This is a genomic window from Flavobacterium sp. 90 (assembly GCF_004339525.1).
Classification (GTDB): domain Bacteria; phylum Bacteroidota; class Bacteroidia; order Flavobacteriales; family Flavobacteriaceae; genus Flavobacterium.
In genome coordinates this window covers 1,132,755-1,157,279 of sequence record NZ_SMGE01000001.1, presented here as the reverse complement: position 1 = coordinate 1,157,279, position 24,525 = coordinate 1,132,755, and the positions used below count along the sequence as shown (strand labels likewise).

21 protein-coding genes are annotated in these 24,525 nt (G+C 33.2%); 6 read left to right on the top strand and 15 right to left on the bottom strand.

Annotated elements, in window-relative coordinates; genetic code table 11:
• Positions 1-288: 288 nt before the first annotated feature.
• The 3 genes from C8C83_RS04555 to C8C83_RS04545 form a co-directional block, all read right to left on the bottom strand.
• Positions 289-753: an Mpo1-like protein gene (locus C8C83_RS04555; RefSeq protein WP_121329951.1), complete on the bottom strand. Its 465-nt coding sequence runs from the start codon at positions 751-753 to the stop codon at positions 289-291.
• Between the two features lie 103 nt (positions 754-856).
• On the bottom strand, positions 857-2,095 hold the full coding sequence (locus C8C83_RS04550; RefSeq protein WP_121326626.1) for a DUF3754 domain-containing protein: 1,239 nt from the start codon (positions 2,093-2,095) through the stop codon (positions 857-859).
• Between the two features lie 351 nt (positions 2,096-2,446).
• Complete coding sequence (locus C8C83_RS04545) at positions 2,447-2,908, bottom strand: hypothetical protein (protein ID WP_121326625.1); 462 nt, start codon at positions 2,906-2,908, stop codon at positions 2,447-2,449.
• A gap of 294 nt (positions 2,909-3,202) precedes the next feature.
• On the opposite strand from C8C83_RS04545, the gene C8C83_RS04540 reads away from it, so the two are divergent.
• Positions 3,203-3,811: a YkgJ family cysteine cluster protein gene (locus tag C8C83_RS04540; protein WP_121329950.1), complete on the top strand. Its 609-nt coding sequence runs from the start codon at positions 3,203-3,205 to the stop codon at positions 3,809-3,811.
• Positions 3,812-3,834: 23 nt separating this feature from the next.
• Here the strand turns inward: C8C83_RS04540 and C8C83_RS04535 are convergent, their stop codons facing one another.
• The gene (locus C8C83_RS04535) at positions 3,835-4,545 is read right to left on the bottom strand and encodes a response regulator transcription factor (protein WP_121326624.1); all 711 of its coding nucleotides are present in this window, start codon (positions 4,543-4,545) and stop codon (positions 3,835-3,837) included.
• The gene (locus C8C83_RS04530; RefSeq protein ID WP_121326623.1) at positions 4,521-5,516 is read right to left on the bottom strand and encodes a histidine kinase; all 996 of its coding nucleotides are present in this window, start codon (positions 5,514-5,516) and stop codon (positions 4,521-4,523) included. Before C8C83_RS04530 ends, C8C83_RS04535 begins: the two co-directional genes overlap by 25 nt.
• Before the next feature lie 183 nt (positions 5,517-5,699).
• Between C8C83_RS04530 and C8C83_RS04525 the strand changes: the two genes are divergently transcribed.
• From C8C83_RS04525 to C8C83_RS04515, 3 genes are all read left to right on the top strand, one after another.
• Positions 5,700-6,680 (top strand): hypothetical protein, encoded by a 981-nt coding sequence (locus C8C83_RS04525; protein ID WP_121326622.1) that lies wholly within the window; start codon positions 5,700-5,702, stop codon positions 6,678-6,680.
• A 45-nt stretch (positions 6,681-6,725) separates the two neighbouring features.
• Positions 6,726-6,938, top strand: coding sequence for a hypothetical protein (locus C8C83_RS04520; RefSeq protein ID WP_121326621.1), 213 nt, complete (start codon positions 6,726-6,728; stop codon positions 6,936-6,938).
• A 144-nt stretch (positions 6,939-7,082) separates the two neighbouring features.
• Complete coding sequence (locus tag C8C83_RS04515; RefSeq protein WP_121326620.1) at positions 7,083-8,612, top strand: SulP family inorganic anion transporter; 1,530 nt, start codon at positions 7,083-7,085, stop codon at positions 8,610-8,612.
• An 82-nt stretch (positions 8,613-8,694) separates the two neighbouring features.
• Here the strand turns inward: C8C83_RS04515 and C8C83_RS04510 are convergent, their stop codons facing one another.
• The 10 genes from C8C83_RS04510 to miaB all read right to left on the bottom strand — a co-directional run bounded on the left by C8C83_RS04510 (position 8,695) and on the right by miaB (position 20,277).
• Positions 8,695-10,404 carry an amidohydrolase gene (locus C8C83_RS04510; protein ID WP_207903539.1) on the bottom strand — a complete coding sequence of 570 codons (1,710 nt, stop codon included), beginning with the start codon at positions 10,402-10,404 and terminating at the stop codon, positions 8,695-8,697.
• A gap of 200 nt (positions 10,405-10,604) precedes the next feature.
• The gene (locus C8C83_RS04505) at positions 10,605-11,807 is read right to left on the bottom strand and encodes an ectonucleotide pyrophosphatase/phosphodiesterase (RefSeq protein ID WP_121326619.1); all 1,203 of its coding nucleotides are present in this window, start codon (positions 11,805-11,807) and stop codon (positions 10,605-10,607) included.
• Between the two features lie 265 nt (positions 11,808-12,072).
• On the bottom strand, positions 12,073-13,701 hold the full coding sequence (gene groL, locus C8C83_RS04500) for a chaperonin GroEL (RefSeq protein WP_121326618.1): 1,629 nt from the start codon (positions 13,699-13,701) through the stop codon (positions 12,073-12,075).
• A 127-nt stretch (positions 13,702-13,828) separates the two neighbouring features.
• Entirely contained in the window at positions 13,829-14,104 is a 276-nt protein-coding gene (locus C8C83_RS04495; RefSeq protein WP_012023920.1) for a co-chaperone GroES, read from the bottom strand.
• A gap of 148 nt (positions 14,105-14,252) precedes the next feature.
• Complete coding sequence (gene secG, locus C8C83_RS04490) at positions 14,253-14,591, bottom strand: preprotein translocase subunit SecG (RefSeq protein WP_121326617.1); 339 nt, start codon at positions 14,589-14,591, stop codon at positions 14,253-14,255.
• A gap of 3 nt (positions 14,592-14,594) precedes the next feature.
• Entirely contained in the window at positions 14,595-16,370 is a 1,776-nt protein-coding gene (locus C8C83_RS27185; protein WP_158598136.1) for a tetratricopeptide repeat protein, read from the bottom strand.
• A gap of 97 nt (positions 16,371-16,467) precedes the next feature.
• Positions 16,468-16,986 (bottom strand): LptE family protein, encoded by a 519-nt coding sequence (locus C8C83_RS04485; RefSeq protein WP_121326616.1) that lies wholly within the window; start codon positions 16,984-16,986, stop codon positions 16,468-16,470.
• Positions 16,987-17,051: 65 nt separating this feature from the next.
• Positions 17,052-18,311 carry a sigma-54 dependent transcriptional regulator gene (locus tag C8C83_RS04480; protein WP_099710974.1) on the bottom strand — a complete coding sequence of 420 codons (1,260 nt, stop codon included), beginning with the start codon at positions 18,309-18,311 and terminating at the stop codon, positions 17,052-17,054.
• 59 nt (positions 18,312-18,370) lie between these two features.
• Complete coding sequence (locus C8C83_RS04475; protein WP_121326615.1) at positions 18,371-18,742, bottom strand: GxxExxY protein; 372 nt, start codon at positions 18,740-18,742, stop codon at positions 18,371-18,373.
• A gap of 89 nt (positions 18,743-18,831) precedes the next feature.
• On the bottom strand, positions 18,832-20,277 hold the full coding sequence (gene miaB / locus C8C83_RS04470; protein ID WP_121326614.1) for a tRNA (N6-isopentenyl adenosine(37)-C2)-methylthiotransferase MiaB: 1,446 nt from the start codon (positions 20,275-20,277) through the stop codon (positions 18,832-18,834).
• Positions 20,278-20,823: 546 nt separating this feature from the next.
• Here miaB and topA point away from each other — a divergent pair.
• Together topA and C8C83_RS04460 are read left to right on the top strand one after the other, a co-directional pair.
• The gene (gene topA / locus C8C83_RS04465; RefSeq protein WP_132011678.1) at positions 20,824-23,340 is read left to right on the top strand and encodes a type I DNA topoisomerase; all 2,517 of its coding nucleotides are present in this window, start codon (positions 20,824-20,826) and stop codon (positions 23,338-23,340) included.
• Positions 23,341-23,343: 3 nt separating this feature from the next.
• Positions 23,344-24,495 (top strand): formimidoylglutamase, encoded by a 1,152-nt coding sequence (locus tag C8C83_RS04460; RefSeq protein WP_121326613.1) that lies wholly within the window; start codon positions 23,344-23,346, stop codon positions 24,493-24,495.
• The last annotated feature ends 30 nt before the right edge of the window (positions 24,496-24,525 follow it).

Here is a 24,525-nt window from a genome sequence, read left to right as displayed (position 1 = left end):
TGTAATATAATCGAATGTGTATTTAATCGAAACGAAAAATGGAACAAAGGGAAGTATATCTTTTTTGTTCCATTTTTTTATTCAGGAGCTTTTTCCAGCCATTCACTATATCTTTAATGGTGCCCTGAGGCTTCGGGACCACCATCAAAGGATGCCGTTACTGTCTGGGCCAGGGCAATGTCATTAAGTTAAGCTTTTAGAAAATAAAATTAATCTCGCAAAATTCCAATGCTTAAACACAATACTGCCAAAAAAGAAGAAGATAAAAATTGTATAGTTAATCAGTACTTATTTTTTGGAAAACAAATTTTCTACCACCCAAGCCGGACCGATCATTAAAAATTGAAGGTCTTTTAAGAAAGAAGGTTTTTTTCCTTCAATATTGTGTCCGTAGAATTGCCCGATCCAAGCGATAACAAAAACTCCAATCGAAAAAATCCATAATGGGAATACCTGTCCGATATAATAATTTGCAACCAGACAAATTGCAGAAAAAATGGCAATTTTAATAGCCATTGCAACTGATAATCGGATATAAAAAACAAGAACAAAAAGAAGAACAACAACCGCCCAGTTTTCAATAATAGGAGCATTTAGTTTTAAAGTATTAGCAATAAAACCACTTGGAATACTCATTAATAAACCAACTATCGAAAAAAAGATTGCAGGTACACAAACGTAATGAATCGCCTTGTTTTTTGGATTTTGATGACTTACTGCATATTCTTCAAACCATTGTTCTAATGTTCTCATTTGTTTTGATTTAGGTATACGTAAATCTAATAAAATTTCTTTTATGTTGATAAAAAGTGTGAAGAGTTTTAGTTCGTTTAATTTATTGAGAACATCCAATAAATCAAAAAATCTGTTGCTGATTATACTCAAAAACACCATCCCATAATTCATCGATTTTAATCAACGCCTGATCAAGCGGAAGAACTTCCCATTTTTCATTGGTTTCGATACCAAGACCAATGTTTTTTAATTTTTCTAATGCGTTTTTTACATTAAAATCAAGATTAGTTTTCAGCTTTGTTTCAAACCAGGATTCAATTTGAAAGTCCAATTCTTCTGCAGTAAGAGGTTTGTTGCTTTTGTATAAAAATGTATAAGCCAAAATGGTTTCCTTAAGGACTTCTTCTTCAGAAGAGTTTAATAGAGAATAAAAAGCACCACTATTGTTTCCGAGATTCTTAAAATAAAGACTGTCGGAAAGTATTTTAGAATATTTAATTTTCTTATTTACAAAGTTGTTGTACTGACGAAACAAATAAAGTGACAAAATTCCCAGCGCAATTAAACCTTGATTTAGCGACGTTTTACTGTTTAGCAAATCAATGGCTTCACCCGTTTCATAAGCGTCATACATGCTAATCAAAGCCGGAATTACTTTTGTACTTAACAATGAAATTCCACCAAAAATTCCAGGAATCCACAACAGTAATTTATCTGTGGTTGACATTCTAGGAATTGCATTTGGAAAAATAGTTTCAATATCATTTTTAGGAACCCGTTTAAAGATTTTTAAAACGACAGATCCTGGTTCGATAGGCATTTTTCCTAATTTGACTTTGTTTTGCTTTAAAAAATGAGTGTCATTATAATGCAGATAAATCATGACACGATCGTAATATTCGATTTCAATTTCTTTCTTCCAAAAGAAATATTTCTTCACTTTTTCTTTCGATTTATGATGTCCGCGAACATATAATTCATAGTCCTGAAAAGCATTAAAATCTATAGAAAGTTTTAAACCAATCAAATCAGAATCCTGAAATGCTTTATCTAAAGTTTCCTGATCAATACGAATATAATTTCCCTGTTCTAAAACCGTAAGTAATGTCTCTTTAAAAACCGAAAAATCACTTTTGCCTATAAAACCTTTTCGCTCTTTAAGGCTCAAGTCCGGATCAAACAAAGCATAGTTTTGCTTAAGATTTCGGTTTAAATTAAAAGCTTCATAATGAAAATAATGCTCGATTATATCAAACAATTTTTTAAAATCATCAACTTTTTCTTGGTCTTCGGCGAAAGTATTTATTTGTTGTTCGAGTAAGAATTCCTTGTTAAAGGGAATATAATGTTCTCGTGTCATATTTTGTAGGTTCTGAGGTACTAAGGCTCAAAGATACAAGGTTTTTTTGTAAAGACTCAAAGGTTTTGAAGTTCAAAAGGAGCAAAGTAGATTCTTTTATGAATAAAAAAAGTGAGACTTTTAATCGATGGTATCGATTAGAAATCTCACTTTAATTGTTCCAAAAAAAATGACAGCATTTTTATAATCTTCCTTTTAAGGAAAACCATATTTTAAAAGTAAAATTATTTAGCGCAATTTTACCACTTAATAAAGATCTGACAATGCGTATTTATACGTGTTTTTGAAGTATTTATAATTTTTGAAATGAAGACTTTTCGACGCAAATGAAAAAATGTAGCTTTGATTAATTCACTTCGTTTTTTTAAATTCGATTACTTTTTCAATAAATTGTATTAGATTTTTTCTTTCCAGCGAAAATAAAGCACTTTCATCTTCAGTGTTTAGATATAAATCTGCAATACTTATTGCATCCATTTTATTATTAGAATAATGATGCTCGGCATATTTTATCAGATTGTCTAAAAAAAGATCGCGTTGCCTTCCTTTTTCGAGTGTTTCTTCATTACCTTCTTTTATTTTGTCCATTTCTGATTCCGGCAAATCTATAGTGAGATAAGTATAGTCTACAGGAACATTTGACAGTATTTCTTTAGAAACTCTTCCAGTGCCAAGGCAATATGCACAAGGCGCAGGTGTCCATTTTAGTTGTTTGTCTAAACGTTTTATATCATCCCAATCAACGAAAGTCTTTCCTAAACATCTGGGGCATTCTAAATCTGATTTTCTAAATAGGAACTTAAAAATGGTCATTTTCTACAATTATTTAAACGATTAGTGGCGTTGCGAATATAATTATTTATGTAGGAAAAATTGTTTTAGTAAAGGTTTTTTTTAAAGAAAAGATTTATGGTTGTTTTGAATTATAAGCTTTTAGAAAGTAGCAGCTTTTGTTTTGCAGCTTTTTAGTAGGATTTTTTGAGGAGTAAAGGAAACATTTGCATAACCATATTAATTATTGTTAGAGGAATAAATGCACAAACTATTCACAATAAAACTACACTTCTGGCAGGAGCAATTTCTATTAGTCTACCTTACGAAAAAAAGATGGCAATAGAACAAAAAGTTCGGCTGGTTGAGGAATTGTTTGAGCGCCTTGAAATTGAAATTTCCGCATTTAAATCTGAAACTCATTTGTATTGTAATGCAGGTTGCGGTAAATGTTGTTCTAAACCAAACATAGATGCTTCTCCATTAGAATTTTTGCCTTGGGCGTTTCATTTGTTTTTAAATGGTAAAGCTGAAGAAACCTTAGAAGAATTAAACAATTCGATTAGTAAAAACTGTCTTTTATATCGGCCACTTTCCGTATTAGAACATCATAAAGGAAGTTGCAGTAATTATCGTTATCGCGGATTAATATGCCGTCTTTTTGGTTATGCTGCAAACACAGACAAATATGGAAAACTAAGGTTGGCAACCTGTACAATAATTAAAGAAGAGCAACAGCAAAACTTTAATAAAAGTGAAGAGGCAATTAATAAGGGACAATATGTACCCATTTTTACTGATTATTATATGAAGCTCGCACAAATTGATTTCAAAATGGGAATGACGTTACTACCCATAAACGAAGCACTAAAAAAAGCAATCGAAGAGGTCTTACATTATTACGCCTACAGACCATTTCCAGGTGGACTTGAGAATATTGCTTAAGGAAATTTTATTAGATTTAAAATTTATTTAAAAAAGCTGTCTAATAAAATTTGATATTTCCTTCCTACAGGAATAATTTCTCCATTGGAAAGCGTAAGTGTTTTGAAAGTTTTCGAAGAAATTTCGTTAGCGTTTACAATATAAGAACGATGTACTTGAATAAAGTTGGTGCTGTTGATCTCATCAGAAATGCTGGAGAGTGAGCCGTAGATGATTTGAGGAGATTTTAATTTTTTGCTATACAATTTCATGTAATTACCCAGGCTTTCGATATAGAAAATATCACTCAAAAGCATATCAATCATTTGACCATTGGCACGATATGAAAGAGATCTTTCACTAGCGGTATTTTCTTTTTTTATACTTTTTCCGGAATAAAAGGTTTTGGCCTTTTCGATCGCCTTAGAGAATTTTTCGAATGAAATAGGTTTTAGTAAATAATCAATTGCATCATTTTGGTACGCCGAAAGTGCAAAGTCAGAATAGGCTGTGGTAACAATAGTTATTGGACGGTTGGGTTGTAATTCCATTAATTCAATACCGGAAATTACAGGCATATTAATGTCAAGGAAAATAATATCATATTTGTTTTCATTGAGCATTTTTACCGCTTCCATACCACTAAAGGCGCTTCCGGAATATTCCAGATCGTCACATTTTGCAATATGCGAAGCCAGCGCTTTGTGTGCAGGCGATTCGTCGTCAATGATCAGGCAACGATAGGTAAGTCCCATATATTCAATTTTACGCTAAAAGTATTTTTTTCTTTTTTGCAGCTCAGTTCATGTTTCAAACCGTAGACTTCAAGACGTCTTTTTAGATTTTCAATTCCAATTCCTGTTCCCGAAAGTCTGGAACCTGATTCTAAATAATTATTTTTCAGAGTAAAAGATAAATGTCGTGATTTTACTTTTAAGTCCAAAAGAATAAATGGCTCCGCAGTTTCACCAGAAAACTTAACAGCATTTTCTACCAAAGGTAAAAAGAATAAGGGAGGAATATTGATGTTGTTAAAATCGCCTGCATAGTTTTGAGTCACATTTAATCTTTCATTTCGAAATGTATAATATTCAATATATTTTTTGACAAAATTAATTTCTTCAGCAACCAGGACATAATCTTTTTTAGTGGCTTCAATTTGATAACGAAGCATATCTGAAAGATTCAAAATTCTATCCGGCAATTTATCAGGCTCAGTTAGAGATTCTCCATATAAATTATTCATTGCATTAAGCAAAAAATGAGGATTGAGCTGCTGTTTTAAAAACGAAAGTTCTGATTTGTAATTCATAATATCCTTATCTGTTTGGGAAACTTTTTTCATAATTACGATATGAATAAAATAAAAAAATGTACCGTTAATAATAAGCGATAATATTTGAAGAGTTTTGAAGTTTCCAAGACCAACCAAAGGGAAAAACCAATTCATAAAAAAGTAAAAAGCAATCCAATAGAAAGCAAAAAGGATAAAGAATGTTTTTAGCTTTTTTTTGAACAAAAAAGGTTTGATAATAAAAAGATTAAAAATCGTAACCCAGATAATACACGGAAAATAACCTACAGTAATTTTGCTAATCATATAAGAGAAATCATGACCGTCTAATCGTATTTCGTCATACACACAGGCTAAAATAACCGCAATTAACAATACATGAACGATGAGGTTTCTAAGAAAAAAGTTCTGATATATTTTGAGAATCGTCATAACGGCAAAATTAGCGAAATAGTATAGTTTTAGCTTTTTTATCAGCCAGAATTATACAAACGCCATTGGTATAAATAATACGCCACTTGTATAATTAAGCTTTAATAATCAGTGCTTCACGATTACATTTGCCCTGAAATTTAAACCTTTTTTCAAAAACAAACTTTAAAAATTATTGGTGCTATGAAAACAAAAGTCATTTGCGTTTTATTTGTATTTGTATCTATCAGGGCGATTGCTCAGGAAAAAGATGCTCCTATAAAAACTGTTGTAAAAGTAGTAACCGATAAATTTCCGACTACAAGAATTTTAGACGTACAATACGAACAATTAGGTCCCTCCAATTTTGATTCGAAGCTTTTTGGAGATCGATTTGAAAGAGGTAGAATCGAAAGTCATAATAGATTTAAAGCAGCCATTAATGTACCTTTTTTTTCCTCAAAATCTAAACGGTTTGTTCTGACAAGTTCACTTCGTTATAAATATGAAACCTATGAATTTGGAGATATTTATAATTACAATTCAGCAACAACTTATACTCGCGAAAAAGAAGAAATTCATTTTTTTGCTGCGGCTTTAAGTGCTACTTATGTTTCGACGCTTTTTCATAAACCTGTTATTTATAATGCTACTGCAACTGCAGACGGGAGTCAGGATGGTTTTCAGCGTGTAAAAGGTTTTGTAACCGCCAATATTGTTCTAAAAAGAAATGCCAATACAACTCTAACTGTTGGAGCTTTGGTAATGCTGGATCCTTCGGCGATTATTCCGGTTACGCCACTTTTGACTTACAATCATAAGTTCGAAAACTCAAAATGGGATATCGATTTTATTTTACCGCAACGATTATTTTTTAGAAGAGAATTACTGGAAAATGGAAGGATCTCTTTAGGGACAGAATTGAATTCGGAGAGTTTTTATTTAAATCTGAACAACCCAAAACTGAAAGGAATTTATGAATTAAATCAACTGGAATTAAAATCAGGAATTACCTATGAATATAGGTTTACACCAAAAATTATCGGAATAATTAAAGGAGGTGTTAATAATGTTGTGAGTGCGCGTGTAACAGAAAAGGGCGAACGAACGTCTAAGTATGTATATGATCAAAAGGAAGATGCGCAAGGGTATTTTAGATTTGGAATTTCGTATAATCCGTTTTAAAAGTAGTTTTTGATTTTAGATTAAATAGTATTAAAATTAGCAATTATGATTGTTGAAGTTTTTAAAACAAATGTTCAAAAAGAAGCAGACAAAAATTACATTATTGCTGTTATTCAAACCCAATTTCCAAATTATAAAATCAATTTTGATTTAGAAGATTGTGATAAAATATTAAGAGTTGAAGGCACCAATTTAGAACCCAAAAACATAATTGATTACGTAAATTGTCTGGGATATATTTGTATAAAATTAGAATAACTGTATTATGATCAATTTCATTATTTCATGTTTCTTACTTTTGGTAGAACGATTTTTAAAATAATTTAAAGTTTTAATAATTCCTCATAGCAACACTAGGTTTTGTTCTATTTGTGCATATTATTTTTCTAAATTTGTGCCCTTATGAAAAAAGCTTTCCAACTCTTTGACTTTACTCAAAAAGTCAATTACAGAAATGAAATTTTAGCAGGTCTAACAGTTGCTATGACTATGATTCCTGAATCGCTGTCATTTGCTATTTTGGCGGGATTTCCGCCACTTGTAGGTTTGTATGCAGCTTTTATTGCTGGTTTGGTTACAGCTATTTTTGGCGGAAGACCCGGAATGATTTCAGGTGGAGCCGGAGCAACAGTTATTGTTTTAATTGCTTTGATGAAATCTCACGGAATCGAATATGTTTTTGCAGCAGTTGCGCTCGGAGGTGTGGTGCAAATTTGTATTGGACTTTTTAAACTAGGAAAGTTCATCAGATTAGTTCCTCAGCCTGTTATGTTTGGTTTTGTAAATGGTTTGGCAGTTGTCATTTTTATGTCGCAACTAGAACAGTTTAAAACCGTAATTAATGGTCAGGTTTCCTGGTTGCAAGGAACTCCTTTGTATATAATGCTAGGTTTGGTAGCATTTACAATTGCAATTGTTTTGCTTTTTCCAAAACTAACAAAAACGATTCCAGCTTCTTTGGTCGCGATATTAGTCGTGTTTGCAATCGTAATTTTATTTAATATCGAAACCAAAACAGTTGAAGATATTGCCTCAGTTCAAGGAGGATTTCCTCCTTTTCATATTCCAAATATTCCACTTTCTTTTGAGACTTTAAAAGTGATTTTTCCGTATTCGGTAATTGTTGCAGCTGTTGGATTAACCGAAGGTTTGCTTACGCTAAATCTAGTCGATGAAATTACCGGAACCCGAGGTAATAGTAATAGAGAATGTATCGCTCAGGGAAGTTCAAATATATTAAATGGTTTCTTTTTCGGAATGGGCGGATGTCCAATGATTGCTCAGACTCTTGTAAATCTTTCTGCTGGTTCAAGAGCTCGACTTTCGGGAATAATTGCTTCTTTGACTATTTTATTAATCATACTTTTTGGAGCGCCGGTAATTGGAAAATTACCAATGGCAGCTTTAGTTGGTGTGATGATGATGGTTGCAATTACAACTTTTGAATGGGCAAGTTTCAGAATCATAAACAAAATGCCTAAACACGATATTTTTGTCGGAATTTTGGTTGCAGTGATTACAATTTTATTGCACAACTTGGCTTTGGCTGTTTTGATTGGTGTAATAATTTCAGCTTTGGTTTTTGCTTGGGAAAGTGCCAAAAGAATTCGTGCCCGACATTTTATTGATGAAGCAGGAGTGAAGCATTACGAAATTTTTGGACCATTATTTTTTGGTTCAATCTCGGCTTTTATCGAAAAGTTTGATGTAGCAAACGACCCAAATCGTGTAATTATTGATTTTAAAGAAAGCCGTGTATCCGATATGTCAGCAATCGAAGCATTGAATAATTTGACTAAGAAATACAATCAATTAGATAAAGTAATCGAATTACAACATTTAAGCCCGGATTGCAGAGAATTGCTTAAAAATGCAGAAGCAGTAATCAAAGTAAATATAATTGAAGATCCAACTTATAAGGTCGTTTCTTAAATTAGATAATGAGTCAATTAGAAAATTAGATAATGATTATGCGCAATCTGGAAATTTTCTAATTTTCTAATTGACTCATTATCTAATTAGTAAATTTAAAGACAGTTTTTCCTTCTTTGATAGTTTGCAAAACCTTTATATCTATAATCTTCTTTGGATCAATTTTTAAAGGATTTTTATCCAAAATAACAAAATCAGCTAGTTTACCTTGTTTGATAGAACCTTTTGAATTCTCTTCAAAATATTGATACGCTGCCCAGATTGTTATAGATCGCAAAGCATCATAAGGACTAATTCTTTCATCAGGACCAATGACATCACCAGATCTGCTGATTCTGTTTATTGTAGAATATAATATCATAATACTGTTTGGAAGCGCTACAGGAGCATCATGATGTTCTGTGAAAATCATTCCTTTTTTTAATGCCGTCGCAGCTGGCGAAATACGATAAGCTCTTTCTTTTCCTAAAGTTTCGTCTCTGTGCCAATCGCCCCAATAATACGTATGCATTCCGAAAAAAGATGGTATAATTTTTAAAACTTTCATAGAATCAAGTTGATCAAAACGTACGGTTTGAGCATGTATCGCAACAGTTCTTCTATCCTTTGATCCGTAGAGATTGGTAGCATTTCTTACTGCTTTTATAAATTCATCAATCGCAGCATCGCCATTGCAATGCGCCAAAATTTGCCAGTTATTAGCATATGCAGAATCAACAAGAGCTATAGCATCGCTTTCTTTTGGAAAAGCTGGATAACCCGCATAAGTATTTGGTTTTCCCGGAGGCGGAACTTTGTATGGTTTTGTAAGCCAAGCTGTTTTTCCTTGTGGAGATCCGTCAAGCGAAAGTTTTACACCGGCAATTCTAAAATGATTTGTATAGTTTTTTTGAACACCATTAGCTTTCATATACTGCATTTGACTTTGAATATCAGGATAAGCAGCAACATCGATAGAAAGTTTTCCTTCATCTGCTAATTTCTTCCAAGTGTTGCAAGCATCACTACTCGCGCGACCTTCTTGTGCTGTTGTAAAACCAAATTTTGTGTAAGCTGCAATTCCTGCTTCTGCAATTTTTACGTTTGCAGTTTGATCGAGTGTTCCCATAATCTTAAATAACGGAATAAACATAGCCATTTCTTCCAGAACGCCATTTGGTTCCTGAGAACCTTCTTTTCTTCGGATTACACCGCCTGCAGGATCTTTTGTGCTTGCATTATATCCGGCAAATTCTAAAGCTTTATGATTCATAACCGCCAAATGACCGGATTGATGAATAATTAAGACCGGAACTGTTGTCGATACTTTATCGAGATCATCAGCAGTAGGAGGAAGTTTTTCTTTTAATTGCGCATCATCATAGCCAAAACCAACAATCCAACCATATTTTCCAACGGCTTTTGGGTTTTTAGCATTCCATTCTTTTAATAAAGAAATAAGCGTCGGAATATCGTTTCCCGTACCATCCGGAGCTGGAAGTAAATTTGCAGATACAGCTTGAAAACCAGCATTCCATACATGACCGTGAGCATCTATAAATCCAGGAAGTAATGTTTTTCCTTGCAAATCATTCATTTGAGTTTTGTCACCATGAAATTTTTCTGCTTCAGTTTTTGATCCAACGAAAATAATTTTACCTTCTTTAATTGCAACGGCCTCTGCATAATTTGGCTTATTGCCTTCCATCGTTATAATATCGCCTCCAAAATAAATCGAATCAGCAGGATTGGCAATTTCTTTTTTACAACTTATTAAAGTAAGCAGAAATATAAGGCTAAGCATTTTTTTCATTTGATGGATTTTTAGTTTACGAATAAAAACAACTTTGGAATATCCTTAAAGTTAAATAAAATACTTTTATGTTTTTAAATATTTTGTTTTCAATGTGTTGCGTTTTTTAATTAGAGATAAAAAAATGCCAAATAGAATTTTCTATTTGGCGTTTTTCAATTTAATTCTCTAATTATCAAATTCTCTAATTGGCACATTTTCTAATTCTTCAGCATATTTTTTACTTCACTAAATTTTCCATCAACTTCATCAATTTGTAAACCTAAAATATGAGCAATTAAAGGATAAACTGAAACGTTTTGAAATGAGCCAACTTCTTTATCTACTTTGAATGCTGGACCTTTTGCATAGAAAATTGCCTGCATATCTTTTGTTCTGTTGTCGTAACCATGAGTTCCGCCTTTTGTATCCTGAGTTTTGTCTTTTGCTAAACTATATCCTTTTTTAGCTTCAATAACAAAATCATGAACTCTGGGATTTGTACCATAATGTAATCTTTTAGGAACTTCACTTGATTTCCAGAATTTGATATGAGGTACTTTTTTCAATGCTTTTGCGATAGAATCCTGATATCCGGGTTTTGCTTCAAGACTCATAATTGGGTTGATTACGGCTTTATATCCTAGCCATTCCGGTTTTAGATAATCCAGAATGACTACTTTTTTATCGTTACTGATAGTTGCCATTCCGTGATCTGAAACGATAATTAAGTTAATTTGTTTTCCGATAGCTAATTGATCGAGTTTAGATGATAATTTTCCGATAATTGTATCCATTTTATGAACCATTTTTTCATTTTCTTTTGAAAGAGGCCCAAAAGAATGTCCGGTATGATCCGGTTCATCAAAGTATAAAGTAATTAAATGAGGACGTTGTTTTTCAGGAAGCTGAAGCCATTTTATAACGGTATCAATTCTGGTTTCGAAAGGAATTTTATCATCATAGTTTTTGTAAATACTCGGTCTTTTTTTGTCTGTATCTGATCCTGGCCAAAAGAAAGAAGCTGATTTTACACCTTGTTGTTCGGCAACATTCCAAATAGGATTTCCGCCGTAAAAACGAGAATCATTTTTGGCATTTGTAGACAATGAAAAAGATTCGTTTAAAGCAGAGTCATAAAAAACATTGTTGATGATACCGTGATGATCCGGATAAAGTCCCGTTACAATAGAATAATGATTCGGGAAAGTTTTACTTGGATAAGAAGGGCGCATAGATTTGGCATGAACACCTTCTTTTGCTATTTTATCAAGATTCTGAAGTTTGAAATGTTTCGCATAATCCCAACGAAATCCATCCATAGAAACTAAAACAACATAAGTATCTTTATTAGTTTGAGAATAGGAAAAAGCGGTAAGAAGTAAGAATGTAAAAAGTAATACCTGAGTTGTAAATTTTCTCATTTTGCAATTTTAATTGAATTACAAAGGTATCAATAACAGGAATTTTAATGAAAAACAGAATGTTAAACAATTATAAAATAAAAGGATTTGCCACGAATTCACGAATCTGCACTAATTTTTTTAGCAGTATCGATAGGAAAATAATTCGTGAAAATTCGTGGAATTCGTGGCGAAAAAAAAATCTTTTTTAATCTTTAAAATCTGTGGCAAAAAAAAACGCCAGATAAAATATCCGGCGTTTCAATTTTTAAGAAGTTAAGAATGATTACATCATTCCTGGCATACCGCCACCCATTGGCATTCCGCCAGCGCTTTCTTCTTTAATATCAATTAATGCACATTCTGTAGTTAAGATCATTCCGGCAACAGACGCAGCATTTTCCAATGCAACACGAGTTACTTTTTTAGGATCAATAATTCCAGCTTTAAGCATATCTACATATTCGTCAGTTTTAGCATTATATCCAAAATCACCAGAACCTTCAGCAACTTTTGCTACAACTACAGAACCTTCAAGTCCAGCATTTTCAACAATAGTTCTTAATGGAGATTCAACGGCGCGAGATACAATCTGAATTCCTGTTGCTTCATCAGCGTTGTCAGCTTTAATTGCTGCTAATGCAGCTTTTGCTCTTAATAAAGCAACACCACCACCAGCAACAATTCCTTCTTCAACAGCAGCACGAGTTGCGTGTAAAGCATCATCAACTCTGTCTTTTTTCTCTTTCATTTCAACCTCAGAAGCTGCACCAACATAAAGAACAGCAACACCACCAGCTAATTTAGCCAAACGTTCTTGCAATTTTTCTTTATCATAATCAGATGTAGTAGTTTCCATCTGACCTTTAATTTGGTTAACTCTGTTTTTGATAATATCAGCTTCACCAGCACCACTTACAATAGTTGTGTTGTCTTTATCGATAGAAACTCTTTTTGCAGTTCCTAACATTTCGATAGTTGTATTTTCAAGAGTATAACCTCTTTCTTCAGAAATTACAGTTCCACCAGTTAAGATTGCGATATCTTCTAACATTGCTTTTCTTCTGTCTCCAAAACCAGGAGCTTTTACAGCAGCAATTTTAAGAGCACCTCTTAATTTGTTTACTACTAATGTAGAAAGTGCTTCTCCGTCAACATCTTCAGCAATAATCAATAATGGTTTTCCTGATTGAGCAACTGGCTCTAAAACTGGAAGTAATTCTTTTAAAGAAGAAACTTTTTTGTCGTATAATAAGATGTATGGAGAGTCTAATTCAACTTCCATTTTCTCTGGGTTTGTTACGAAGTAAGGAGAAAGATATCCTCTGTCAAACTGCATACCTTCAACAACATCCACAAAAGTGTCAGTTCCTTTAGCTTCTTCAACAGTAATAACACCTTCTTTTCCTACTTTAGCGAAAGCAGTTGCAATTAATTCACCAATAACTTCGTCATTATTTGCAGAGATAGAAGCAATTTGTTTGATTTTATCAGAATCACTTCCAACAACTTTAGCTTGTTTTGCAAGGTCAGCAACGATAGCTTCAACAGCTTTATCGATACCACGTTTCAAGTCCATTGGATTTGCACCTGCAGCAACGTTTTTAAGACCTTCTTTTACGATTGCCTGAGCTAAAACTGTAGCAGTTGTAGTTCCGTCACCCGCTAAATCATTGGTTTTAGAAGCAACTTCTTTAACCATTTGCGCGCCCATATTTTCTAATGGGTCTTTTAATTCGATTTCTTTTGCAACAGAAACACCATCTTTAGTAACAGTTGGTCCACCAAATGATTTTCCAATAATTACATTACGACCTTTTGGTCCAAGAGTTACTTTTACAGCATTTGCTAATGCATCAACACCACGTTTTAATCCGTCACGTGCTTCAATATCAAATTTTATATCTTTTGCCATTTTTTTTGCTTTAGGCAGTAGGCTTTAGGCTTTAAGCCTTTTCTACTGCTGAGTTAATTTTGTTTAATGTTTGGTTTGTTTCAAGTTACTGAGGTTTTATACTTAGAACTTAATACTTACAGCAATTTTAGATTATCGCTAAGATATCATCTTCGCGCATAATCAAATAATCAGTTCCTTCAAGTTTTAATTCTGTTCCTGCATATTTACCATAAAGTACAGTATCGCCAACTTTTACGGTCATAGTGTGATCTTTAGATCCATTACCAACAGCTACAACAGTTCCTTTTTGTGGTTTTTCTTTGGCAGTATCGGGAATAAAAATACCTGAGGCAGTTTTAGTTTCAGCTGCAACAGGCTCAATAAGTACGCGATCTGAAAGCGGTTTAATGTTTAAGGCCATGATTTTATCTTTTATATTTATTATAAGTTATACGTTTTATATGTTCTATTGGATTTCAGAAATTGTGCCATGCTCTAAAAACTGACATTATTTCTTAAAAAAAATGCCAGCTTTGACAGGCTGGCATTTTATATCTATATCAAAATTATTATTTTGCTGCAGGAGCTGCCGGAGCAGGAGTTTGTTGAGTCGGAGCAGCTGGTGTATTAGCAGGAGCTTCCGTTTTTTCGATAATTTTAGAATCAGTATCGCTTAATGATCCTGTAAAGCTTAAGCTTGAAAGCAAAATTAAAGCAATCAAAATAGTTGCTAGTGTCCAAGTACTTTTATCTAAAAAGTCTGTTGTTTTTTGTACTCCACCTAACATTTGAGTTCCGCTGATAGTAGACGATAATCCGCCTCCTTTAGGGTTTTGAACCATGATTACTACGATCAATAGAAAACAAACTATTGTGATTAAAACTAAAAAAATTGAAAATGTGCTCATTGCTTAATTATTATTGTTATTTTGTTGTAAAATCTTTATATCCGAAATACGGTCTGCAAAGAAACTAATTTTTTCTGGATATTTCAAAATTAATATTTCATATGCTTGTATTGCTTTTGTATATTTTTTTTGTTCCAGATAAACTCGTGCCAAAGTCTCTGTCATTAGATATGAATTATCCTCTTGATTTATGTTGAATTGTACCGCTGGAGTGATTGCAGTTTGTTTTATAGGTGAAATTTTCGGGTTTGTTTCAATGAATTTATCGATTATTTCAGCTTTTTTTTTCTTCTCTTCTTCTAGTTCTTCTTCTTCAACTTTTATTTCAGTTACTTCTTCCGTTTTTTTTTCTTCTTCTTGCGGAGTTTCTTTTTCCTGAGTTTCGTCTGTTCTGTCAATAGGCTCAGTTTTGGCTAATTGCAGCCATTCCTGAAAAGAGTGTTTCTCATTAACCGAAAAATCCAAAGGTTTTCCTATTTCCAGATTTTCTTCTGCATTTTTTACAGTTTCCAGAATTTCAATTTCTTTTGGTTCTTCAATTTCTAAAGTTTTCTCAAAAATTGTTGTTGAAGTTTCTTCGCTTGAATTTAAAATTGATTTTTCAATTGAATCAATTTGTACTTCTGGAATTTCATCATCAACTGTTTCGTCAAAAAATGTCGAAGTTGCTATTTTAACAGGCTGTTCAATAATAGAATCAACTTTTTGTTCCTCGATTTTTGCAGGTTCTTCAAAAGTTATGTTTGTTTCTTCTATATCAGAAGTTAAAACAGGCTGGTCAACTATAGAATCAACTTTTTGTTCCTCGATTTTTACAGGCTCTTCAAAAGTTGCAATTGTTTCTTCTTTATCAGAAGTTAAAATAGGTTGCTCAATTATAGCATCAACTTTTATAGCATCAACTTTTTGTTCCTCAATTTTTTCAGTTTCGTCAAAAGTTGCAACTGCTTCTTCTTTATCAGAAGTTAAAAGAGGTTGCTCAATTATAGCATCAATTTTAGGTTCTTCAATTTGTGCAGTTTCTTCAAAAGATTCTGTTGTAACTTCTTTAAAAGAATCTAAAATTGCTTGCTCACTAATTGCTTCAATTATAGGTCCCTCTGTTTTTACAGGTTCTTCAAATGTTATTTTTGTAACCTCTTTAAAAGAATCTAGAATTGCTTGCTCATCAATCAGCTCAATTTTAGGTTCTTCTGCTTTTATAGCTTTTTCAAAAGTTAGGGTTGAAACTTCTTTAAAAGAATCTAAAATTGCTTGCTCACTAATGGTTTCAATTTTAGGTTGCTCTATTTTTGTAGGTTCTTCAAAAGTTATTGTTACTTCTTTAAAAGAATCTAAAGTTGGTTCCTCAATGATTACAGGTTTTTCAAAAGTAACAGATGTAGCTTCTTTAATAGAATTTAAAATTGATTTTTCAATTGGATCAATTCGTACTTCTGGGACTTTTTTACTTTGTTCCGTCGAAATTATTTCACTGTCAAAAACAGTAATATTCAAAAGATGTTTCAGCTTTTGATCGTAATATTCGCTTTGGATAGAAGTAAATGTTTCTGATGTTATAAAATCAAACAAAACCGAACGATCACAAGTATGAGCCGCAGTAACTTTTAAAGCATAATTATACTTAAAGCTGTTTTGATCATAAAGTCCTTTTAATCGCAATGCGCGTGCACTTTGAAAATACGGAAATTCATTCAAGACACTTCCTAATGCATCCGTTTGCTTTTCAGTAATAGCATCGGGTTTGTTCATTAAGTAAGTATAATCAGTTACGTTCATTATTTATTGTTTAATCGTTTTTATTGTTTATCTGTTTAGTCGGAAATTTGTTTAATCGATTTAATGGTTACACGATTAACCAATTAAACAAAAAAAATTACCATTTTGCAAGTGACTCATTAAAAATATCCTGAGTAATTCTTTCAAAAATAGTTTTGAGGGCTTCGTTCAAAATAGCCCCCGTTGGAAGACCTGATCCCGGAAAGTCATAGTAAAATTCAAATGACTTTTCAAAATCATCAGTCTCTTTCTTTTTATTAGTAAACCTAACTTGCACACGAATCGTCAAACGGTTTTGTGCTGCCCCTACATCACCACCTGATGTCACAGCGGTTGCCGTCATAGGAGTAGTTCTGTAATCTACAATTTCTCCTTCATAAACTAAATCTCCGCCATTACTAACTAAGTTTAAGTTCGTTTGCCCCATGATTAAATCCTGAAGAGCAAGCGTAAATTGTCTGTCGATTCCAGGCTCAACTAAATCAGCATTATTTTGAAAAAAGTTAACCTGAAAAGTTTTGGCGTCAATTTTTCCTGTTCCTGTAAAATTATAAACGTTGCAACCGCTAAAAGTTGTTGCTATTAATAGAATTAGAAGATATTTTAAGTTTTTCATTTTTTACTTTAAGAGTTCAAAGATATTCATTTTCGTCTAAAACATTTGGTGTCTTTGTGACAAAACTACAAATCAAATTGTTTAATTTTTCTATATAAAGTTCGTTCAGAAATGCCTAATTCATCTGCAGCAGCTTTTCGTTTACCTTTATTTTTCTCTAATGATTTTTTGATCATTTCGATTTCTTTTTGTTCTAAACGCAAAACTTCTTCTTCCTCAATTGTTTCGGCGAACAAATAGTTGTCATCCTGCATTTGATAATTTTCTTCACGTGCTGTTGGTGTCATTACAGCAGTTCTTGGTTCTTCTTCAAAATCTATTTCGCTTTCATTTTCCTGAGAACCATATATCTTCTGAATCAGATTCGGATTTATATCCTGCACTTTTGATGTTCCGTTTTTCATCAATTCCAAAGTGAGTTTCTTTAAATCATTCAGATCACTTTTCATATCAAAAAGCACTTTGTACAAAATATCTCTTTCAGTGCTAAAATCGCTGTCTTTTTTCTTGTCACTAATTACAGAAGGCAAATTGCTTCCTTCATTACTAGGAAGATAAGATTGTAAAGTAGCCAATGAAATATCACGATTAGTTTCCAGAACTGAAATTTGTTCAGCTACATTTCGCAACTGACGAATGTTACCATTCCACCTGAATTTTTGCAAAAGCTGAACGGCATCATCGTCTAATTTCAACGGAGGCATTTTGTATTTATGCGCAAAATCGGCAACAAATTTTCTGAATAATAAGTGAATGTCTTCGTTTCTTTCGCGTAAAGGCGGTAAAGTAATTTCAACAGTCGTCAAACGATAATACAAATCCTCACGAAACTTTCCTTTTTCAATAGCATTGAATAAATTCACGTTTGTTGCCGCAACGATTCTAACATTTGTTTTCTGAACCTGAGATGAACCTACTTTTATAAACTCACCATTTTCAAGAACACGAAGTAATCTTACTTGAGTAGTTAATGGTAATTCACCAACTTCGTCAAGGAAAATAGTTCCGCCATCGGCTACTTCAAAATAACCTTCACGCGTACTTGTTGCGCCTGTAAAAGCCCCTTTTTCGTGACCAAAAAGTTCACTGTCAATCGTTCCTTCCGGAATTGCACCACAGTTTACAGCAATATATTTACCATGCTTTCTGTGCGAAAGCGAATGGATTATTCTTGGAATATTTTCTTTACCAACACCACTTTCTCCAGTTACCATTACCGAAATATCAGTAGGAGCAACCTGAATGGCTTTTTCGATAGCGCGATTCAATTTCGGATCATTTCCAATAATTTCAAATCGCTGTTTTATTGCTTGAACTGTTTCCATTTATGTTTTATATCTTTTGCCACGAATTACACAAATTTTCACAAATTTTTTAAATCGGGCTAATGAATAACTCTTTTATGTTGTAGTGACTTTTTATTAAAGTTAATAATAATTCCCAAATCACTATTAGCTAGTCTTAAATAATTAATTGTTTGAGCTGTATGCTCATCTATAATTTCTTTAGATGCTTTTATTTCTAAAATAATTTCATCGTAAATAACAAAATCAGCATAGAATTTATGTGCTAAAACTATGTCTTTGTATTGAATATCATATTTTTTTTCACGTTCAAATGGAATATTATGTTTTTTGAATTCATATTCCAATGCATCTTTGTAAACAATTTCAAGAAGTCCACCACCAAGAATTCTATGGATTTCCATACAAATACCTACAATTTTATAATATTCCTCTTTTCGATATAATTCCATAATTCCTTTTTTAAAAGCAAATTTATCGATTCATAAACAAATAGAAAGAAAATTCGTTCAAATTAGTGAAATTCGTGGCAAAAAAAACTTTAATTCATTGCGCTTAGCCCAACCGCTTCACCTTTTAAGGTTCCAGAAGTGCAACTAGTGATTTTTACATTTACAAAATCTCCAATTTTATAATTCTCTTTAGGGAAAACTACCGTAATACTTTGAGAGTTTCTTCCTGAGAATTCTTCCGTTGATTTTTTAGATACTTTTTCGACTAAAACTTCAACAATTTGTCCCACGAATTCCTCACTGCGGAACCAAGCGTGTTTTTGTTGCAAATCGACAATTTCCTGTAATCTTCTCGCTTTCGTTTCTTCCGGAACATCATCTTCCATTTTTCTTCCTGCGAGAGTTCCCGGGCGCTCAGAATACGAATACATATAACCAAAATTATATTTCACGTATTCCATTAAGCTCATTGTATCTTGGTGGTCTTGCTCAGTTTCTGTTGGGAAACCGGCAATCATATCTTGCGAAATCGAAGCATTCGGAATAATAGCTTTAATCTTATCAATCAAAGTCATATATTCTTCGCGAGTATGCAAACGATTCATTTCTTTTAGAATACGGTCACTTCCAGACTGAACCGGCAAGTGAATATGTTTACAGATATTTGGATATTTTGCAATAACATGCAAGATGCTTTCGTGCATATCCTGCGGATTAGAAGTCGAAAATCTAATACGCATTTTTGGGAAACCAACAGCAACCATTTCAAGCAATTGATCAAAATCAACCGCTGTTGCTTTTTGCATTTCAGTAGCATTTACGAAATCTTTTTTCAAACCGCCACCGTACCAAAGGTAACTATCAACGTTTTGTCCTAAAAGTGTAATTTCCTTAAAGCCTTTATCCCATAAATCCTGAATTTCCTTCATAATACTTTGAGGTTCACGACTACGCTCACGACCGCGAGTAAAAGGTACAACGCAAAAAGTACACATATTATCGCAACCACGAGTGATCGAAACCAGCGCCGTAATTCCGTTGCTCATTAAACGAACAGGCGAAATATCTCCGTAAGTTTCCTCTTTTGATAAAATTACATTAATAGCATCGCGACCTTCCTCAACTTCCGCTAATAAATTTGGTAAATCTTTGTATGCATCAGGACCAACAACAAGATCTACTATTTTTTCTTCTTCGAGAAATTGGCTTTTCAAACGCTCGGCCATACAGCCCAAAACGCCCACTTTCATCTTTGGGTTAATACGTTTTACTGCATTATATTTCTCCAGACGTTTACGAATAGTTTGCTCCGCCTTATCTCGAATCGAGCAAGTATTTACCAAAACTAAATCCGCATCTTCAAGAGTTTGAGTAGTATTATATCCGTTTATTGATAAGATGGAAGCTACGACTTCACTGTCCGAAAAATTCATCGCACAACCGTAACTTTCTATAAAAAGTTTTTTAGTATTCTCAGGTTTATTCTCTAGAACAAGACTTTCGCCCTGTTTGCTTTCCTCAATAATCTTTTCCATTGTATAATTTCAAAGTGCAAAGATAACGTAAATGAGGCCAATGTGACAAGATGGCAGAAAAGAAATTTTAGATTTTAGATTGTTGATTTTAGATTATTGATTAACGATTGCTGATTTTAGATTTTAATAATAACTACGCAAATAAGTTAAATTAGAAAAAATATAGATAAAGTGGATTAATCTAAAATCAACAATCTAAAATCTAAAATAATTTGTAGCTATTTCCGGCTTTTCGCTACAAGTCCTCATAAAAAACGCAAAGTTTCTGATGTTTTAAAAAGAGCTTCCGTTGGTCGCTTTTTCAAAACAAGAAACTTTTGCATTTTTTATTCCGGGCTTTCCACTATAATCCGGGCTAGGGGTTTAGGATAAAAAAAGAACATTTCTCGGTCATAAACCCATAAAAATTGTACCTATATATATAATAGGTGGGAATACAGATAAATCTGTAATTTAAAGAAACATAATATTAAAATAACTCAAAAATGAATTCACAAGGCTGATATTTAAAAAAAATAGATACTTTTGTTGCAGAAAAATAGAGCAATGGCAAAGAATTTAGTAATAGTGGAGTCACCTGCAAAGGCGAAAACGATAGAGAAATTTCTAGGAAGTGATTTTCAGGTAGAGTCAAGTTACGGACATATAGCAGATTTACCATCAAAGGAAATAGGCGTAGATGTAGAAAATGGATTTAAACCTAAGTACGAAGTTTCTCCAGACAAAAAAGCTTTAGTAAGTAAACTGAAAACACTATCTAAGAATGCCGAAATGGTTTGGCTAGCAAGCGATGAGGACCGCGAGGGTGAGGCTATATCATGGCACTTGGCGGAAGAATTAAAACTAGATACTAAAAAAACAAAGCGAATTGTTTTTCACGAAATTACAAAGACAGCGATTCTTAAAGCAATCGAGAATCCAAGAGAAATAGATTATAATTTAGTAAACGCACAACAAGCGCGTCGTGTTTTAGATCGTTTAGTAGGTTATGAATTGTCTCCTGTTTTATGGAGAAAAATCAAAGGCGGACTTTCTGCCGGACGTGTTCAGTCAGTTTCAGTTCGTTTAATTGTTGAGAGAGAACGCGAAATTCAAAACTTTAATGCAGTTGCGAGTTATTCTATCGTAGCAGAATTTGTAAATGAGGCAGGAAAAACTTTCAAAGCCAAATTGCCAAAGAATTTCAATACAAAAAAAGAAGCCGAAGATTTTTTAAATCAAAACATCGGATCACAATATAAGGTAGCAGATTTAGAAACTAAACCTACCAAAAAATCACCAACAGCACCATTTACAACTTCTACTTTGCAACAAGAAGCAGCCAGAAAATTGTATTTGCCAGTTGGAATCACAATGCAGCTTGCGCAGCGTTTGTACGAAGCCGGACTTATTACTTATATGAGAACGGATAGTGTGAATCTTTCTGCTGAAGCAATGAGCGCTGCAGAAGCTGAAATCATAAAATCATACGGAAAAGAATTTTCGAAACCTCGAACTTTTGCTAACAAAAGCAAGGGAGCTCAAGAGGCGCACGAAGCAATTCGTCCTACAGATATGTCTCGTCATACGGTAAATATTGATCGTGACCAGGCGCGTTTGTATGATTTGATCTGGAAAAGAACATTGGCATCTCAAATGAGTGATGCACAATTAGAAAGAACAAACGTAAAAATTGAAGCGAATAATCACAGTGAAATTTTTACAGCTTCGGGTGAAGTTTTACTTTTTGAAGGATTTCTAAAAGTATATTTAGAAGGTCATGATGACGATGAAGAAGAACAAGAAGGAATGTTGCCTGCATTAAAAGTAAACGAAAAATTAGTTAACAACTATATTACAGCAACCGAAAGATATTCAAGACCACCAGCAAGATATACAGAAGCTTCGTTGGTTAAGAAATTAGAAGAACTAGGAATTGGACGTCCGTCTACGTACGCACCAACTATTTCGACTATCATCAACAGAAATTATGTTGAAAAAGGAACTCTTGAAGGTCAGGAACGTAATTATACTCAACTTACTTTGCAAGCCAATAAAGTAGGTGAGAAGTTGCTAAAAGAAAATACAGGTTCAGATAAAGGAAAATTAGTTCCAACAGATATCGGTACAATTGTAACAGATTTCTTAGTGAAGAACTTCGGAAATATTCTGGATTATAATTTTACTGCAAAAGTAGAGCAGGATTTCGATGAGATTGCCGAAGGAAATATTGACTGGGCAATCATGATGCAAGAGTTCTACAATAAATTTCATCCAAATGTAAAAGAGGTTGAAGCAAATGCAGAACGTGAAAGTGGAGAAAGAATTCTTGGTAAAGATGCTGACGGAAGACAAGTTTCTGTTCGTTTAGGAAAATTTGGACCAATGGCTCAAATTGGAGAAGCTGATGATGAAGATAAAAAGTTTGCCAGTTTAATGTCTGATCAAAATATCGGAAACATTACACTTGAAGAAGCTTTAAATTTATTTTTATTGCCTAAAAACTTAGGAGAATATAAAGGAGAAGAAGTAGAAGTTAGTAATGGCCGTTATGGACCTTATGTACGTCACGGAAGCGTGTTCATTTCTTTGCCAAAAGGAGAAGATCCATTAAGTCTTTCTAAAGAAAGAGCGCAGGAATTAATTGACGAAAAAGCTATTGCTGATGCGCCAATTGCTGTTTACAGAGGCGAAGGAGTTCAGAAAGGTGTGGGACGTTTTGGTCCATTCATCAAATGGAATGGTCTTTTTGTTAACGTAAGTAAAAAATACAATTTTGATAATTTATCACAACAAGATGTTGAAGAACTGATTGAAGATAAATTACAAAAAAATATAGATAAAGTACTTCATAATTGGGAAGACGAAGGGATTTTGGTTGAAAAAGCGCGTTGGGGACGCTCGGTTATTACAAAAGGTAAAATCAAAATTGAATTAAGCAAAGATGTTGATGCGACAAAATTGACATTAGAAGAAGTTCAGGAAATGATTGCCAAAAAAACACCGGCAAAGAAAACACCAGCAAAAAAAGCAACAACAACCAAAAAAGCTCCAGCTAAAAAAGCAGCTGCAAAAAAGAAATAAAAAATGGAATTTGATTTTCTAGAACCAGTTAACGAAGGAGTTTTAAAATTCATTAGTTCGTTGTCTTCACAAGAATTGGGAAGCAAAATAGTTTTGCATACCCAAGATCAATTTCCTGATATTAGCAGAATAAGCATTGCTATTGTTGGTGTTTTAGAAGACCGTCGCAGCAGTGATATGATTAATAACGTAGATCTTACGGCAGTTCGTAAAAAGATTTACAGTATGTTTCCTGGTAATTGGGATGCGTCGATTGCAGACCTTGGAGATATACTTGCCGGAGATTCTGTAGAGGACACTTATTTTGCAGTAAAAAAAGTAACTTCTACATTAATTAAGAATAAAGTGATTCCTATAGTCCTAGGAGGTTCCCAGGATTTGACCTATGCAATGTATCGTGCTTATGACGATTTAGAGCAAATGGTAAACATGGTTTCTGTAGATAATAAATTTGATTTCGGAAAAGAAAATGAAACTGTTTCGGCAAATTCTTTTTTGACTAAAATCATTATAGATGAGCCTAATAATCTCTTTAATTATTGTAATATAGGATATCAGACGTATTACAACTCGCAGGAAGAAATTGATTTGATCGAAAAATTATTTTTTGATGCTTATCGTTTAGGTGAAATTTCAAATAAGATAGCTTTAGCAGAACCCGTTTTTAGAGATGCTGATTTAGTTAGTATTGATTTGAATTCGGTAAAGTCTTCTGCTTCAGGGAATAATGTTTATTTTGAGCCAAATGGTTTCAATGGAAAAGAGATTTGTTCTTTGGCGAGATATGCTGGAATTAGTGATAAAGTTTCCTCTTTTGGAGTGTTTAATCATAATAGCACAGCGCAGGAAGCTGGAATAATTGCACAGATTGTTTGGTATTTTATAGAAGGATATCATTACCGATCAAAAGAGTATCCGTTTGGTAGCAGAACGAACTATTTAAAATATATTGTTCCGCTTGAAGAAGAAGAATTAATTTTTTATAAAAGTGATAAAACAGAACGTTGGTGGATAGAAATTCCTTACGAATCTAACGGTCACAATAAATTAAAAAGAAATACGTTATTACCGTGTTCCTACGACGAATATCTCTCGGCTTGCAACCAAGAATTGCCTGAGAGATGGTGGAAAGCACAAAGAAAAAATGCTTTATGAAGTAAAGCTTTACAATAAATTTTGCAGTTT